We start from the raw sequence: 15971 nt of genomic DNA on the forward strand, positions 1-15971 counted from the left end.
CCGACCAACACATTGGCAACGTGAAATTTAACTGCTAACTTTTCATGAAAATAAACATAATAATTTTCACGGAAAATCCGGCATGTTCAAACAATCCGCCCAGCACGTCGCCAGTTACTACGCCCAGACCTACCCCGCCAACATCCCATTACGCCCTACCCTGCAAGGCGCTCAGGACACCGACGTGCTGATCATCGGCGCCGGTTTCAGCGGCCTGCACACTGCCCTGCGCCTGACCCAGGCCGGCAAACGCGTAACGCTGCTGGAAGCCAGCCGGGTTGCCTGGGCGGCCTCCGGACGCAACGGTGGCCAGGCGCTGTTGGGCTGGTCGTGCGACATGCCGCCGCTGGAGCAGGCCCTTGGCATCGAACGCACCCAACGGCTATGGGCCAGCATGTGCTGGGCCGCCGACGAGATGCGCGAACTGCCCCAGCGCCACGGCTTCGACATCGACTACCGGCAGGGCAGCCTGTGGACTGCGGTATTGCCACGCCGGGTGAAAATGCTCGAAGAGGCCCTGCATGATGCCGAGCATAAATGGGGTTACGACGCCCTGCGCCTGATTGGCCGTGACGAGTTGCCGCAATGGATCGACAGCCCGCGCTACCAGGCCGCGCTGTACGACGCCAAAGGCGCCCACCTCAACCCGCTGAAACTGGCGCAGGGCCTGGCCAATACCATCGAGGCTGGCGGCGGGCGAATCTACGAACAGAGCCAGGTGCTCAGCTACCAGCAGGCTCGCGACGGCTATGTCGCCCGTACCGACCGTGGCGAAGTTCGTTGCCAGGTATTGGTGCTGGCCTGCAACGCTTACATCGACCGCCTTGACCGCAGCCTGTCGCGTCGCCTGTTGCCAGTCGGTTCCTACCAGGTAGCCACTGCGCCTCTGGATGCCGACTTCGCCCATTCGTTACTACCTCGCAACAGTTGCGTGATCGACAACCAGTTCGTGCCCGACTACTTCCGCCTCACCCCAGACCACCGCCTGCTGTTCGGCGGTGGCTGCACTTACCTGGGCGGCATTCCCAAGGACGTCGCCAGCGCCACCCGCCCGTACCTGGAGCGGGTATTCCCGCAACTGGCCGGGGTGGCCATCGACTATGCCTGGGGCGGCCACATCGATTGCAGCATCAAGCGCACCCCGGACGTCGGCCGCGAGGGCCAGCGCTACTGGCTGCAGGGTTTCTCCGGCCATGGCGTATTGCCGACCCTGGCGGCGGCGCGTGCGGTGAGTGATGCCATTCTCGGCGATGAAGACCTGTTGGCGCTGTACCAAGGCATCGACAACGGCCGCTTCCCCGGTGGCGACCTGCTGGCTGCGCCATTGGAAGCGGCGGCAAAGGCCTGGTACCGCATGCGCGATCGCGTCTGAAGGGCATGACTCTTGCCTGTGCGGGCCTCTTCGCGGGTGAACCCGCGAAGAGGCCCGCACAGGCAACACAACATCCCGATACCCGCCAAAATTCCTCCTATTCTCAATAGCTCCCTTCGCTTCCTGCACTCAGGAGACACGACCATGAGCTATGTAACCACGAAGGACGGCGTACAGATCTTCTACAAGGACTGGGGCCCGCGCGATGCACCTGTGATCCACTTCCACCACGGCTGGCCGCTCAGTGCCGATGACTGGGACGCGCAGATGCTGTTCTTCCTCGCTGAAGGCTACCGCGTGGTCGCCCACGACCGGCGAGGCCATGGCCGCTCCAGCCAGGTATGGGACGGCCACGACATGGACCACTATGCCGACGACGTAGCCGCCGTGGTCGCCCACCTGGGCACCCAGGGTGCCGTGCATGTCGGCCACTCGACCGGCGGCGGCGAGGTGGTGCGCTACATGGCCCGGTACCCTGAAGACAAGGTGGCCAAGGCCGTGCTGATCGCGGCCGTCCCCCCCTTGATGGTACAAACCCCCGGCAACCCCGGTGGCCTGCCCAAGTCGGTATTCGACGGTTTTCAGGCCCAGGTTGCCAGCAACCGGGCGCAGTTCTACCGGGATGTGCCAACAGGGCCGTTCTACGGCTACAACCGCCCAGGGGTCGAAGCCAGCGAAGGCATCATTGGCAACTGGTGGCGCCAAGGCATGATCGGCAGTGCAAAGGCCCATTACGATGGCATCGTGGCGTTTTCCCAGACCGATTTCACCGACGACCTGAAGGGCATCCAGCAGCCGGTGCTGGTGATGCACGGCGACGATGACCAGATCGTGCCCTATGAAAACTCCGGGGTATTGTCGGCCAAGCTGCTTCCCAATGGCACGCTGAAAACCTACAAAGGCTACCCGCATGGCATGCCCACAACCCATGCCGATGTGATCAATGCGGATTTGCTGGCGTTTATTCGTAGTTGATGTTTTCGCCAGTACCGGCCCTTTCGCGGGTAAACCCGCTCCTACGGGATTACGCGGGCTTGCCCGCGAAAGGGCCGGCACTGGCAACACACCTTCCCCAGGATTACCATGCTCCCCTTCTAGTGCAGCACTTTGCCGCCTCCTTGCCTCCCTGCCTGTCAAAAACCCATGCCCTTCGAACTCACCGTAGAACCCCTCACCCTGCTGATCCTGGCGCTGGTTGCCTTCGTCGCCGGATTCATCGATGCCATCGCCGGTGGCGGGGGCCTGCTCACCACTCCGGCCCTGCTCACTGCCGGCATGCCACCGCACCTGGTCCTGGGCACCAACAAGCTCAGTTCCACCTTCGGCTCGGCCACTGCAGGTTTCACTTACTACAAACGCAAACTATTCCACCCGGCGCAGTGGCGCCCGGCATTGTTCGCCACCCTGACCGGGGCGTCGCTCGGCGCCGTCATTGCCCACTACATGCCAGCCGAATGGCTGAACAAGATGTTGCCGGTGATCGTCTTCGCCTGTGGCATCTACCTGTTGTTCGGCGGCACGCCCAAGGCACCGCTGGATGCCGATGCACCGATCAAGAAAAAGTGGCAAGTGCCGCAAGGCTTCACCCTGGGCTTCTACGACGGCGTAGCCGGCCCAGGTACCGGGGCGTTCTGGACGGTCAGTACCCTGCTGCTATACCCCATCGACCTGGTACGCGCCAGCGGCGTGGCGCGCAGCATGAACTTCGTCAGCAACATCGCGGCGCTGACGGTGTTCATCATTTCCGGGCAGGTGGACTACATCGTCGGCCTGTGCATGGGCCTGTCGGTGATGGTCGGCGCCTTTTTCGGCGCGCGCACGGCGATCAGCGGTGGCAGCAAGTTCATCCGCCCGGTGTTCATCACCGTGGTGCTGGCGTTGACCGTGCGCTTAGCGTGGCAACACTGGTTCGGGCAGGCCTGATGGGCTGTGATCCCCCTGCTTCCCCGCCCTGGCTGCGCGAGAAATGTCCTCCGCCCTCGTTGCAGGACTTGGCAATGGAGTGACCATTGCCTGCGCCCTGCGCCTAATCGGAGAACATGTCTCACTGCAGCTAGGATGGGAAAGCAGGGATATCAAGGCCCAGGCGCCGCGCAACGTACAGATCGATCAAGTACCGGGCAATCGACCGCCCAGCCGGCAGCGGCGGCAGGTCGTGGACGCTGAACCACTTGGCGTCCTCTATCTCGTCCGGTTGCATGACAATCTCGCCACCGGCGTACTCGGCATGGAAACCGAGCATCATCGAATGCGGAAACGGCCAGCACTGGCTGCCGACGTACTGAATGTTCTTCACCTCCACCGCCACTTCTTCGCGCACTTCGCGCACCAGGCAGTCTTCGGCCGATTCACCCGGTTCGGCAAAACCTGCCAAGGTGCTGTACACCCCGGTGACGAAGCGCGGCGAACGCGCCAGCAGGATTTCATCGCCGCGGGTCACCAGCACGATCATGCTGGGTGAAATGCGCGGATAGCTGCGCAGGTCGCAGGGCTGGCAATACATCGCCCGCTCCCAGCGAATTTGCGTCATCGCCTGGCCGCAACTGCCGCAGAAGCGATGCTCGCGGGCCCAGGTGCCGATCTGTGCGGCATAGCCCAGCACCTTGTAGGTGTCGAAGTCGCCTTCGAGCATGAACGCACGCAGGCCGCGCCAGCTGCAGCCAGGCACATCAGTGGCGCTGTGCAGTTCCAACAGGAACACCGGCTGGCCGTCAAAGTGGCCGATGCCATGCTCGCACAGCACGTCGAGGTCCTGGCGCTTGAGCCAGTCGCGGGGGAACAGCGCGCCGTTGGCGTCCACCAGAAACCCTTCAGGGCTGCGGGCCACGGCCAGCCCCCCGGTCATCTGTGGGTCGAGTACTGCGGTAGTCCAGCGTGCTGACATGTCGGGGGTTCCTTTACTGCGCGTCCCCCGGCCCGATCAGTCGGCGAACGTCGGTTTCTGTTTGCTCATGTGCGCCGCCACAGCCACACGCAGGTCTTCGGACTGCAGCATTGCGGCGTTCCAGGTGGCAATGTAGTCCAGGCCATCGTCGATGCGATGGTCACGCATGTAGCTGAGCATTTCCTTGGTGCCGGCCACGGCGATCGGCGATTTTGCGGCAATCTCGCGGGCGATGGCAAAGACGCCGTCCATCAGTGCGGCCTGATCATCATAGACTCGGTTGACCAGGCCGATGCGCAGCGCCTCGTCGGCCTCGACATTGCGCCCGGTAAACGCCAGCTCACGCATGATGCCGTCGCCAATGATGCGTGGCAAACGTTGCAATGTGCCGACATCGGCAGCCATGCCCATGTCGATTTCCTTGATCGAGAACTGCGCGTCTCTGCTGCAGTAGCGCATGTCGCACGCCGAGATGAGGTCGATGGCGCCGCCGATGCAGTAGCCCTGCACGGCCGCCAGTACGGGTTTGCGGCACGCGTCTACAGCGCTGAACGAAGCCTGCAGCCGCTGGATGGTCTTGCGCAGGAAGCGTGCATTGCGGCCCACGTCCTTGCCCATCTGCCCAGCCAGCGAGGCCAGCATCATCAGGTCGATACCGGCGGAAAAATGCTTGCCAGCGCCACTGATCACCACCACGCGCACGGCATCGGTGTCATCGATCCACTGGAAGATGTCGACGATTTCCTCCCAGAAGGCCGCATTCATCGCGTTGACCTTCTCTGGGCGATTGATCTGAACATGGGCGACGCTGTCGGTCAGTTCGACCTTGAATGCACTGTACTCGGTCACGGGCGGCACTCCTGAGGATGAAAGGTTCATGACACCGATGGTAACCCAGCCCAATGGCCGTACATGTGCCAAAAACGGGACTGTGCGCCTTGCCTAAGACGCGTATATCCGGCACCGTGCGCCATCGCTGAATTATAAGGATACATATTTATGTCACGCCCCCTGACCGGCGCCCTCGCCCACGGTTTTCTGGGCAAGTCGCCGATTTGGTACAAGGTGGTCATCTGCCTGTTTTTGGTGCTCAACCCGCTGTTGTTGGTAACCATTGGCCCGGTTGCGACCGGCTGGGCACTGGTGCTCGAATTCATCTTCACCCTGGCCATGGCCCTGAAATGCTACCCGTTGATGCCCGGTGGCTTGTTGCTGATCGAAGCCCTGCTGTTGCAGATGACCACGCCACAGGCGCTGTACGAGGAACTGCAGCACAACTTCCCGGTAATCCTGCTGCTGATGTTCATGGTCGCCGGCATCCACTTCATGAAGGAACTGTTGCTGTTCCTGTTCTCACGCATTTTGCTCGGGGTGCGTTCCAAGGCCATTCTGGCGCTGCTGTTTTGCGTACTGTCGGCGTTTCTATCCGCGTTTCTCGATGCCCTGACCGTCACGGCGGTGATCATCAGCGCTGCGGTCGGCTTCTACGCGGTGTACCACCGCGTCGCGTCCGGGGCCAATCCGCGCGAGGACAGCGCACTGGAGAGCGACCAGCAAGTCGCTCACCTGCACCGGGAAGACCTCGACCAGTTCCGCGCCTTCCTGCGTAGCCTGCTGATGCATGGCGCTGTGGGTACCGCCCTGGGCGGCGTTTGCACGTTGGTGGGCGAGCCGCAGAACCTGCTGATCGGCCACGAGATGGGGTGGCACTTCGTCGACTTCTTCTTGAAGGTGGCGCCCGTATCGCTGCCAGTGCTGGGTGCTGGCCTGGTGACCTGCGTGCTGCTGGAAAAAGTGCGCCTGTTCGGCTACGGCACGCTGATGCCCGAACCGGTGCGCAGGGTGCTGACCGCCTATGCGGCCGAAGACGATGCGGCGCGCACCCAGGCCCAGCGCATCGCGCTGTGGGTACAAGGGCTCGCTGCGCTGATCCTGATCATCTGCCTGGGGCTGCATGTGGCCGAGGTCGGCCTGATCGGCCTGATGGTGATCGTACTGATCACGGCCTTCACCGGTATCACCGACGAGCACCGCCTGGGCCGTGCCTTCCAGGACGCCATGCCGTTCACTTCGCTGTTGGTGGTGTTCTTCGCCGTGGTCGCGGTGATTCATCAGCAGCAGCTTTTCAGCCCATTGATCAACTGGGTGCTGACGCTGCCGGCCGAACAGCAACCGGGCATGCTGTATCTGGCCAACGGCTTGCTGTCGGCGATCAGCGACAATGTGTTCGTTGCCACCATCTACATCACCGAAGTGAAGCAGGCATTTCTCGATGGCAGCATGAGCCGCGAGCATTTCGAAACCCTGGCGGTGGCGATCAACACCGGCACCAACCTGCCAAGCGTGGCGACGCCGAACGGGCAGGCGGCGTTCCTGTTCCTGCTGACCTCGGCCATTGCACCGCTGATCCGGCTGTCGTATGGGCGGATGGTGTGGATGGCGCTGCCCTATACCGTGGTGATGGGCGGGTTGGGATGGTGGGCGGTGACGTACTGGCTGTGAGGCAGGCCTGTGCGGACCTGTGCGGGGCCTTTCGCGGGCAAACCCGCTCCTGCATGGGTTTCGCCGCAGGCAAGATCGTCTACAACTTTTTCCCCGCACAGGCGTCGAAACACAGGTACGCCCCATCCGCTCCAAGGAGGTCACCCATGGCGCTGCGCACAACACTGCTGCTTTCCTGCATGACCCTGGCCCTGCTCGGCTGCGCCGGCAACGATCACCCGGCACCGCCGCGTACCCAGCAGGTGGACCTGCAACGCTATCAGGGTACCTGGTACGAACTGGCACGCCTGCCGATGTTCTTCCAGCGTAACTGCGTGAAGTCCGAGGCGCGCTACGGCTTGCGCGAGGACGGCCGTATCGATGTAACCAATCGCTGCCAGGAAAAGGACGGCCAGTGGAATGAAGCCAAGGGCATCGCCGAGGCTCAGCAACCGGGCAGCACCGACAAGCTGTGGGTGCGCTTCGACAACTGGTTCAGCCGCCTGGCACCGGGCCTGACCAAGGGTGAGTACTGGGTGCTTTACCACGACAAGGACTACCGCGTGGCACTGGTCGGCCACCCCAACCGCGAGTACCTGTGGCTGCTTTCGCGCACGCCAGCGGTCACCGACCAGCAGCGCGAGCAACTGCTGACAATCGCCCGAGAGCAAGGTTATGACACCAGCGAGCTCATCTGGCGGCAGGATAACTAGCGGGCCGTCGACGGCGGGTGGCAATCCGGCTAAGGTGTGCGCCCCGTATCACCTTGGCCGCTTCTGGCCTGAAACAGGAGCCTGAGCATGGACCTGCTGTTCCTCGGCACCTCCGCCGGGGTGCCCACCAAGGCACGCAATGTCAGCGCCACAGCCGTGATCGAAGCCAGTGGCAGCCACTGGTATCTGGTCGATTGCGGCGAAGGCACCCAGCACCGCCTGCTGCACACCCCGCTTTCGATCCGCGACCTGCGCGCGATCTTCATCACCCACGTGCATGGTGACCATTGCTTCGGCCTGCCCGGCCTGCTGGCCAGCGCGGGCATGAGCGGGCGCACCCAGCCGCTGGAAGTGATCCTGCCCGCCGTACTGCACGATTGGGTACGCCAGGGCCTGATTGCCAGCGACACCTTCCTGCCGTTCGAGCTACGCCTGTTGCCCGTGGAAGCGCTGATCGCATGGCGCAGCGAGACCCTGCAGGTGACCACCGTGCAACTGTCGCACCGGGTGCCCAGCGTGGGTTTCGTATTCACCGAAATCAACCCTGAGCCACGCCTGGACATCCAGCACCTGGACGCCGAGGGCATACCGCGTGGTCCGCTGTGGGGCGAGCTGGCCAAGGGGTTGACCGTGACGTACAACGGGCAACTGCTGAACGGCAACGACTACCTGCGCCCTTCGCGTCCGCCCCGGCGGGTGATCGTGTGCGGGGACAACGACAAGCCAGAACTGCTGGCAGCCGTCGCCAGGGGTGCGGATGTACTGGTGCACGAAGCCACCTTCACCCAGGCGGTGGTCGAACGCACCGGGGGCACGTTCGGCCACAGCACCGCCGCTGAGGTGGCACGCTTTGCCGAGGCCGCTGGCGTGCGCAACCTGGTACTGACGCATTTCAGCGCCCGCTACCAGAACGACACGCGGCGCAGCCCGCACATCGACAACGTGCGCGACGAGGCCCTCGCCCATTACAGCGGGCAGTTGACCCTGGCGCAGGACCTGCAGCGCTATCACCTTGGCCGTAACGGCCTTCTTGAGGCCAGTGCCTAGGCCGCCAGGCGCCCGCTGGCAATTGCCTCCGACGCCGCCAGCATCGCCCGCAACAATACCGCGCAGCCCGCCGCCAGGTCTTCGGGCGTGGCGTTCTCGATCTCGTTATGGCTGATGCCGTTTTCGCACGGCACGAAAATCATCCCCGCCGGCCCCAGCTCGGCCAGGAAGATCGCGTCATGCCCCGCGCCACTGACGATGTCCATGTGCGGCAGGCCCAGCGCCTTGGCCGACTCGCGCACGGCGTCGACACAGCCTTTGTCGAAGTAAAGCGCCGGGAAGTCGGCCGTGGGCACCAGCTCATGGCTCAGGCCATGCTTGGCACAGGTCGCCTCGATCACCCCACGCACATCGGCAATCATCGCATTCAACTGCTCGCCCTCCAGGTGGCGGAAGTCGAGGGTCATGCGCACTTCGCCCGGGATCACGTTACGCGAGCCCGGGTACGCCTGAAGGCAACCCACCGTGCCACAGGCGTGGGGCTGGTGGGCAAGTGCCGTGCGGTTGACCGCCTCTACCACAGCGGCTGCACCCACCAGGGCGTCCTTGCGCAGGTGCATCGGCGTAGGGCCGGCATGGGCTTCAACACCGCGCAGGGTCAGGTCGAACCACTTCTGGCCCAGGGCGCCGAGGACCACGCCGATGGTCTTGGCCTGGTCCTCAAGGATAGGACCCTGCTCGATATGCGCTTCGAAATACGCCCCCACCGGGTGCCCCGACACGGCACGCGGACCGGCGTAGCCAATGGTGTTCAATGCTTCGCCAACGCTGACACCCTGGGCATCGCGCTTGGCCAGGGTGTCTTCCAGGGTGAACTTGCCGGCGAACACCCCAGACCCCATCATGCACGGCGCAAAACGCGAACCTTCTTCGTTGGTCCACACCACCACTTCGAGCGGCGCTTCGGTTTCCACGCCAAGGTCGTTGAGGGTGCGGATCACCTCCAGCCCGGCCATCACCCCGAAGCAGCCATCGAACTTGCCGCCAGTGGGCTGGGTGTCGATATGGCTGCCGGTCATCACCGGCGGCAGCTTGGGGTTACGGCCCGGGCGGCGGGCGAATATGTTGCCGACGGCGTCGATGCTGACCGAGCAACCAGCCGCCTCGCACCACTGCACGAACAGATCACGGGCCTGGCGGTCGAGGTCGGTCAAGGCCAGGCGGCAGACACCGCCCTTGGCAGTGGCACCGAGCTGGGCCAGGTCCATCAGCGACTGCCACAGGCGGGTGCTGTCGACGTGACGGGCGTTGGTCTTCAGGATCTCTTTGACGGGGGTCACGGGCTTCTCCTTCAGGCTTCTTATTGTTTGTACGGGCCTCTTCGAGGCCTCAAGGCGAGGGTTTGGCCAGCCGCACCGGGTTGCGTGCCGCCAAACCGCCAAGCATGGCGTACAGTGCACCGCCCAGCAGCGAGCCGGTGAACCAGCCGTAGTCGTAGAACCAGCTGAAACTGCTGTTGCCAATCGCCATTACCGTCAGCCCAACTGGCAAGGCGAAGGCGGCAAAACCGGCCCAGTTCCACGCGGGATACACGTCGTCGCGGTATAGCCCGGCCAGGTCCAGCTTCTGCCGCCGGATCAGGAAGTAGTCCACCACCATGATGCCGGCAATAGGCCCCAACAAGCTGGAATAGCCCAGCAGCCAGTTGGAGTACACGCTCTCCAGGCTAAGGTCAGAGACAATCAGGCCCAGCTTCTTCAGCAGTTCATGCCCCATCAGCGCCAGGCCGATAAAGCCGGTCAGCCATACCGCGCGGCTTCGGCCGATCAGGCGTGGGGCAATGTTCTGGAAGTCATTGGTGGGCGAGACGATGTTCGCCGCGGTGTTGGTCGACAGCGTGGCGATCACGATCAGCGCCATGGCCAGGGCCACCCAGAACGGGCTTTGAATCTTGCCGATCAGGCTGACCGGGTCGGACACCGTCTCGCCCACCAGCGACGCCGAAGCGGCGGTCAGCACCACACCCAGCGCAGCGAACAGGAACATGGTCAGCGGCAGGCCGAAGATCTGCCCGAGAATCTGATCCTTCTGGCTGCGGGCGTAGCGGCTGAAGTCGGGAATGTTCAGCGACAGTGTCGCCCAGAAACCGACCATGGCCGTCAGCCCGGCGCAGAAGTAACTGACCACGCTCGCCCCTTCCGGGCGCTTGGGCGGCTGTGCCAACAGCTCGGTCATCGACATGTGCGGCAAGGCCCAGAACAGCAGACCGACGCCCACCGCCACCAGCAGCGGTGCCGACAGCGTTTCCAGCCACTTGATCGACTCGGCGCCGCGCAGCACCACCCACAGGTTCAGGCACCAGAAGATCATGAAGCCAATCACCTCGCCTGTCCCGCCCAGCGCCTTCCAGCCGTCGAACACCGAACCCAGGAACAGGTGAATGGCCAGCCCGCCGAACATGGTCTGGATACCGAACCAACCACAGGCCACCACCGCGCGGATCAGGCACGGTACGTTGGAGCCGAGAATGCCGAACGACGAACGCAGCAGCACCGGAAACGGGATGCCGTACTTGGTACCGGGAAAGGCATTGAGGGTAAGCGGTATCAGCACGATAACGTTGGCCAGCAGGATCGCCAGCAGCGCTTCGCCAACGCTGAGGCCGAAGTAGGCAGTGAGGACACCGCCGAGGGTGTAGGTGGGTACGCAGATGGACATGCCCACCCACAGGGCGGTGATGTGCCATTTGTTCCAGGTGCGCTGGTGCACCTTGGTCGGTGCTATGTCGGGGTTGTAGCGCGGGCTGTCGAGGACATCGCTGCCCTCGGACAGCTCGAACAGGCCATCTTGCTCGACCACTTCCGATCTGCTCTGTTGCATAGGCCCTTCTCCAGTTTTTCTTCTATTTTTTCGCTCATCAGGCTGATTCGATGACCGGAGTTCGCACGCGGAATGTGCTTAGAAATCTCGACCAGATTTTCATCTTGTCAAGTTAGTCAAATACCCTGAAAACCCCGACGCCCATTCGCGCGTTAATTTTTTCATATTGATATCAATAACTTAAAAACCACAAATTTAATGGGAAAATTTTCTTGCTGAATCCAGAATCAGCATCTAGCCTCGAATCTTGTCAGGCCTGACAGGATTGACCGCCCTGCCCGCCCTGCATCCATGACAATGCAAAGAACCGGCCAAGACCGGTCAGCCTGCGAGGAAAACGGCATGTCCCTGTTGATCCGTGGCGCCACCGTGGTTACCCACGAAGAGAGTTACCCCGCCGATGTCCTGTGTGCCGATGGCCTGATCCGTGCCATCGGGCAAAACCTCGAACCGCCCACCGACTGCGAGATCCTCGACGGCAGCGGCCAGTACCTGATGCCCGGGGGCATCGATCCGCACACCCACATGCAGTTGCCGTTCATGGGCACGGTGGCCAGCGAGGACTTCTTCAGCGGCACCGCTGCGGGCCTGGCTGGCGGCACCACCTCGATCATCGACTTCGTCATTCCCAACCCGCAGCAGTCGTTGCTGGAGGCCTTCCACACCTGGCGTGGCTGGGCGCAGAAAAGCGCCAGCGACTATGGCTTCCACGTCGCCATCACCTGGTGGAGCGAGCAGGTGGCCGAAGAGATGGGCGAGCTGGTGGCCAAGCACGGGGTGAACAGCTTCAAGCATTTCATGGCCTACAAGAATGCGATCATGGCCGCCGACGATACCCTGGTGGCCAGCTTCGAGCGTTGCCTGCAACTGGGCGCGGTGCCCACCGTGCATGCCGAAAACGGCGAGCTGGTGTACCACCTGCAGAAAAAGCTGCTCGCCCAGGGCATGACCGGGCCGGAAGCCCACCCGCTGTCGCGCCCCTCGCAGGTTGAAGGCGAAGCGGCCAGCCGCGCCATCCGCATTGCCGAAACCCTCGGCACGCCGTTGTACCTGGTGCACATTTCCAGCCGCGAGGCACTGGATGAAATCGCCTATGCCCGAGGCAAGGGCCAGCCGGTGTATGGCGAGGTGCTGCCCGGCCACCTGCTGCTGGACGACAGTGTCTACCGCGACCCGGACTGGGCCACCGCCGCCGGTTATGTGATGAGCCCGCCGTTCCGCCCACGCGAACACCAGGAGGCGCTGTGGCGCGGCTTGCAGTCGGGCAACCTGCACACCACCGCCACCGACCACTGCTGTTTCTGCGCCGAGCAGAAAGCCATGGGCCGCGACGACTTCAGCCGCATCCCCAACGGCACCGCCGGCATCGAAGACCGCATGGCAGTACTGTGGGATGCCGGGGTCAACAGCGGGCGTTTGTCGATGCACGAATTCGTCGCGCTGACCTCTACCAACACGGCGAAAATCTTCAACCTGTTCCCGCGCAAGGGCGCTATCCGCGTGGGTGCCGATGCCGACCTGGTGCTGTGGGACCCGCAGGGCACCCGCACCATCTCCGCCAAAACCCACCACCAGCAGGTGGACTTCAACATTTTCGAAGGCCGCACCGTGCGCGGCATCCCAAGCCACACCATCAGCCAGGGCAAGGTGCTCTGGGCCGATGGCGACCTGCGCGCCGAGCCGGGCGCGGGGCGCTATGTGGAACGGCCGGCGTACCCGGCGGTGTATGAGGTGCTGGGGCGCCGGGCCGAGCATCAGCGGCCGATGCCTGTTCAGCGCTGAAGTCATTGGGGCTGCTGTGCAGCCCATCGCGACGCAAGGCCGCTCCCACAAGGACCGCCATCGCCTGTGGGAGCGGCCCCAGAATCGACCGCAATACCTGTCGCCTGCACCAAAAAAAATAGAGAGGCTACAACCGTGACCAACGCCCTGAACCATTTGCCGCGCCCCCGGGCCGGCGCCGACCAGTTGGCCGAGCGCTTCAGCGACCTGGCCCCACCCCTCACCGCGCGTCAGGCCGCCCTGGAAAGTGCACGCTGCCTGTACTGCTACGACGCCCCCTGCGTCAACGCTTGCCCCAGCGAAATAGACATTCCCTCGTTCATACACCGCATCAGTGACGAAAACCTGCAAGGCGCCGCCGAGCGCATTCTTTCGGCCAACATTCTGGGCGGTAGTTGCGCCCGCGTGTGCCCCACCGAAATCCTCTGCCAGCAAGCCTGCGTGCGCAACAACGCCCAGGAATGCGCGCCGGTGCTGATCGGCCAGCTGCAGCGTTACGCCCTGGACAACGCCCAGTTCAGCGCACACCCGTTCAAGCGCTCGGCAGCCACCGGCAAGCGAATCGCCGTGGTGGGCGCCGGCCCGGCAGGGCTGTCCTGCGCCCACCGCCTGGCCATGCACGGGCATGACGTGGTGGTGTTCGAGGCCTGCGACAAAGCCGGCGGCCTCAACGAGTACGGCATCGCCCGCTACAAGCTGGTAGACGACTATGCCCAGCGTGAAGTGGATTTCTTGTTGGGCATTGGCGGTATCGAAGTCCGCCATGGCCAGCGCCTGGGTGGCAACCTCAGCCTGGGCGAACTGCGCGATCAGTACGACGCGGTGTTCCTGGGCCTCGGCCTGAATGCCGTGCGCCAGCTAGGGCTGCCCGACGAGGAAGCCCCCGGTGTGGTCGCCGCCACCGAATACATCCGCGAGCTACGCCAGGCCGATGACCTGAGCCAGCTACCGTTGGCCGACCGCTGCCTGGTGATCGGTGCTGGCAACACGGCCATCGACATGGCCGTGCAGATGAGCCGTCTGGGTGCCCGCGACGTCAACCTGGTTTATCGCCGTGGCCACGCCGACATGGGCGCGACCGGCCACGAGCAGGACATTGCCAAGGCCAACCAGGTACGCCTGCACACCTGGGCCCGCCCTGATGCCGTGCTGCTGGATGACGCCGGCAAGGTCCGCGGCATGCGCTTTGCCCGCACCGAGCTGGCGGAAGGCCGCCTGCGCGATACCGGCGAAACCTTCGAGCTGGCTGCGGACGCCATTTTCAAGGCCATTGGCCAACGCTTTGACGATGCCAGCCTCGCCGACCCGGTGGCTGCGCAACTGGCCCGCGAGGGTGAGCGCATCCGCGTTGACGAAAACCTGCAGACCAGCCTGCCGGGCGTGTACGCAGGCGGCGACTGCACCGCGCTGGGGCAGGACCTTACCGTGCAGGCCGTGCAACACGGCAAGCTGGCCGCCGAAGCCATCCATGCCCAACTCATGCTCAACGTGGAGGCAGCGTAAATGGCCGACTTGTCTATCGTATTTGCCGGCATCAAGGCACCCAACCCCTTCTGGCTGGCCTCCGCACCGCCAACCGACAAGGCCTACAACGTGGTCCGCGCCTTCGAGGCCGGCTGGGGCGGCGTGGTCTGGAAAACCCTGGGCGAAGACCCTGCGGCGGTCAACGTGTCGTCGCGCTACTCGGCGCACTATGGCCCCAACCGTCAGGTACAGGGGATCAACAATATCGAGTTGATCACCGACCGCTCCCTGGAAATCAACCTGCGTGAAATCACCCAGGTGAAGAAGGACTGGCCCGACCGCGCACTGATCGTGTCGCTGATGGTGCCGTGTATAGAGGAATCGTGGAAGTTCATCCTGCCGCTGGTGGAAGCCACGGGGGCCGATGGCATCGAGCTGAACTTCGGTTGCCCGCACGGTATGCCGGAGCGCGGCATGGGGGCGGCCGTCGGCCAGGTGCCGGAATATGTGGAAATGGTCACCCGCTGGTGCAAGACGTACTGCGCGCTGCCGGTGATCGTGAAGCTTACGCCGAACATCACCGATATCCGCCAGTCGGCCCGCGCCGCGCATCGAGGCGGGGCCGATGCCGTGTCGTTGATCAACACCATCAACTCCATCACCAGCGTCGACCTGGACCGCATGGTGGCCCACCCGATTGTCGGAGAGCAGAGCACCCATGGCGGTTACTGCGGTTCGGCAGTGAAGCCGATTGCCTTGAACATGGTGGCGGAAATCGCCCGCGACCCGGAAACGCGGGGCTTGCCGATTTGTGGCATTGGCGGCATCGGCAACTGGCGTGACGCCGCCGAGTTCATGGCCCTGGGCAGTGGCGCCGTGCAGGTGTGCACAGCGGCGATGCTGCATGGCTTCCGTATCGTCGAGGACATGCAGGACGGCCTGGCACGCTGGATGGACCAGCATGGGCATGCCACTATCGAAGCGTTCCGCGGGCAGGCGGTGGGGCATACCACCGACTGGAAATACCTGGACATCAACTATAAATCGGTAGCGCACATTGACCAGGAGGCGTGCATTGGCTGCGGGCGCTGCCACATTGCGTGCGAGGACACCTCGCACCAGGCGATTGCCAGCACGCTGAAGGCTGACGGCACGCATGCCTACAGTGTGATCGAAGAGGAGTGCGTAGGCTGCAACCTGTGCCAGATCACCTGCCCGGTGGAAAACTGCATCGAAATGGAGGCACAGGACACCGGCAAGCCATACCTGAACTGGACGCAGGATCCGCGTAACCCGTACCGCGAGGCCAGTTGAAGCAATGGGGGCTGCCATGCAGCCCTTCGCGGGCTTGCCCGCTCCCACAGGACTGCGCCATTTCTGAGGACAGCGCAGAACCTGTGGGAGCGGG

At 63.5% G+C, this 15971-nt stretch carries 13 protein-coding genes; 9 read left to right on the forward strand and 4 right to left on the reverse strand.

Annotation, left to right across the window (positions count from 1 at the left end; all coding sequences use genetic code 11):
- Positions 1–82 precede the first annotated feature (82 nt).
- The 3 genes from N5D53_RS04405 (at position 83) to N5D53_RS04415 (ending at position 3295) form a co-directional block, all read left to right on the forward strand.
- Positions 83–1372 carry an FAD-binding oxidoreductase gene (locus N5D53_RS04405; RefSeq protein WP_104961308.1) on the forward strand — a complete coding sequence of 430 codons (1290 nt, stop codon included), beginning with the start codon at positions 83–85 and terminating at the stop codon, positions 1370–1372.
- 144 nt (positions 1373–1516) lie between these two features.
- Complete coding sequence (locus N5D53_RS04410) at positions 1517–2347, forward strand: alpha/beta hydrolase (protein WP_104961307.1); 831 nt, start codon at positions 1517–1519, stop codon at positions 2345–2347.
- A gap of 168 nt (positions 2348–2515) precedes the next feature.
- On the forward strand, positions 2516–3295 hold the full coding sequence (locus tag N5D53_RS04415; RefSeq protein ID WP_060489072.1) for a TSUP family transporter: 780 nt from the start codon (positions 2516–2518) through the stop codon (positions 3293–3295).
- A 130-nt stretch (positions 3296–3425) separates the two neighbouring features.
- On the opposite strand, the gene nudC is transcribed toward N5D53_RS04415, so the two are convergent.
- Positions 3426–4256 (reverse strand): NAD(+) diphosphatase, encoded by an 831-nt coding sequence (nudC, locus tag N5D53_RS04420; RefSeq protein ID WP_121161326.1) that lies wholly within the window; start codon positions 4254–4256, stop codon positions 3426–3428.
- Positions 4257–4292: 36 nt separating this feature from the next.
- A complete protein-coding gene (locus N5D53_RS04425; protein ID WP_190869547.1) occupies positions 4293–5105 on the reverse strand; it encodes a crotonase/enoyl-CoA hydratase family protein in 813 nt (270 codons plus the stop codon).
- Between the two features lie 150 nt (positions 5106–5255).
- Here N5D53_RS04425 and nhaB point away from each other — a divergent pair, with 150 nt between their 5' ends.
- The 3 genes from nhaB to N5D53_RS04440 all read left to right on the forward strand — a co-directional run bounded on the left by nhaB (position 5256) and on the right by N5D53_RS04440 (position 8497).
- The gene (nhaB, locus tag N5D53_RS04430; RefSeq protein WP_190869548.1) at positions 5256–6758 is read left to right on the forward strand and encodes a sodium/proton antiporter NhaB; all 1503 of its coding nucleotides are present in this window, start codon (positions 5256–5258) and stop codon (positions 6756–6758) included.
- A gap of 146 nt (positions 6759–6904) precedes the next feature.
- The gene (locus tag N5D53_RS04435) at positions 6905–7450 is read left to right on the forward strand and encodes a lipocalin family protein (RefSeq protein ID WP_020193701.1); all 546 of its coding nucleotides are present in this window, start codon (positions 6905–6907) and stop codon (positions 7448–7450) included.
- Positions 7451–7537: 87 nt separating this feature from the next.
- Complete coding sequence (locus N5D53_RS04440) at positions 7538–8497, forward strand: ribonuclease Z (RefSeq protein WP_190869549.1); 960 nt, start codon at positions 7538–7540, stop codon at positions 8495–8497.
- Here N5D53_RS04440 and N5D53_RS04445 read toward each other — a convergent pair.
- Positions 8494–9777 carry a Zn-dependent hydrolase gene (locus tag N5D53_RS04445; protein ID WP_121161322.1) on the reverse strand — a complete coding sequence of 428 codons (1284 nt, stop codon included), beginning with the start codon at positions 9775–9777 and terminating at the stop codon, positions 8494–8496. The two genes, N5D53_RS04440 and N5D53_RS04445, sit on opposite strands and share 4 nt — an antisense overlap.
- Before the next feature lie 49 nt (positions 9778–9826).
- The gene (locus N5D53_RS04450; RefSeq protein ID WP_121161320.1) at positions 9827–11317 is read right to left on the reverse strand and encodes an NCS1 family nucleobase:cation symporter-1; all 1491 of its coding nucleotides are present in this window, start codon (positions 11315–11317) and stop codon (positions 9827–9829) included.
- Between the two features lie 342 nt (positions 11318–11659).
- On the opposite strand from N5D53_RS04450, the gene hydA reads away from it, so the two are divergent.
- From hydA to preA, 3 genes are all read left to right on the forward strand, one after another.
- Entirely contained in the window at positions 11660–13099 is a 1440-nt protein-coding gene (gene hydA, locus N5D53_RS04455) for a dihydropyrimidinase (protein ID WP_014590358.1), read from the forward strand.
- A gap of 135 nt (positions 13100–13234) precedes the next feature.
- Positions 13235–14602: an NAD(P)-dependent oxidoreductase gene (locus tag N5D53_RS04460; RefSeq protein WP_020190488.1), complete on the forward strand. Its 1368-nt coding sequence runs from the start codon at positions 13235–13237 to the stop codon at positions 14600–14602.
- Positions 14603–15877: an NAD-dependent dihydropyrimidine dehydrogenase subunit PreA gene (gene preA / locus N5D53_RS04465; RefSeq protein WP_104961299.1), complete on the forward strand. Its 1275-nt coding sequence runs from the start codon at positions 14603–14605 to the stop codon at positions 15875–15877.
- Positions 15878–15971 lie beyond the last annotated feature (94 nt).

This window comes from Pseudomonas sp. GD03862, assembly GCF_029840855.1.
Lineage (GTDB): Bacteria > Pseudomonadota > Gammaproteobacteria > Pseudomonadales > Pseudomonadaceae > Aquipseudomonas > Aquipseudomonas alloputida.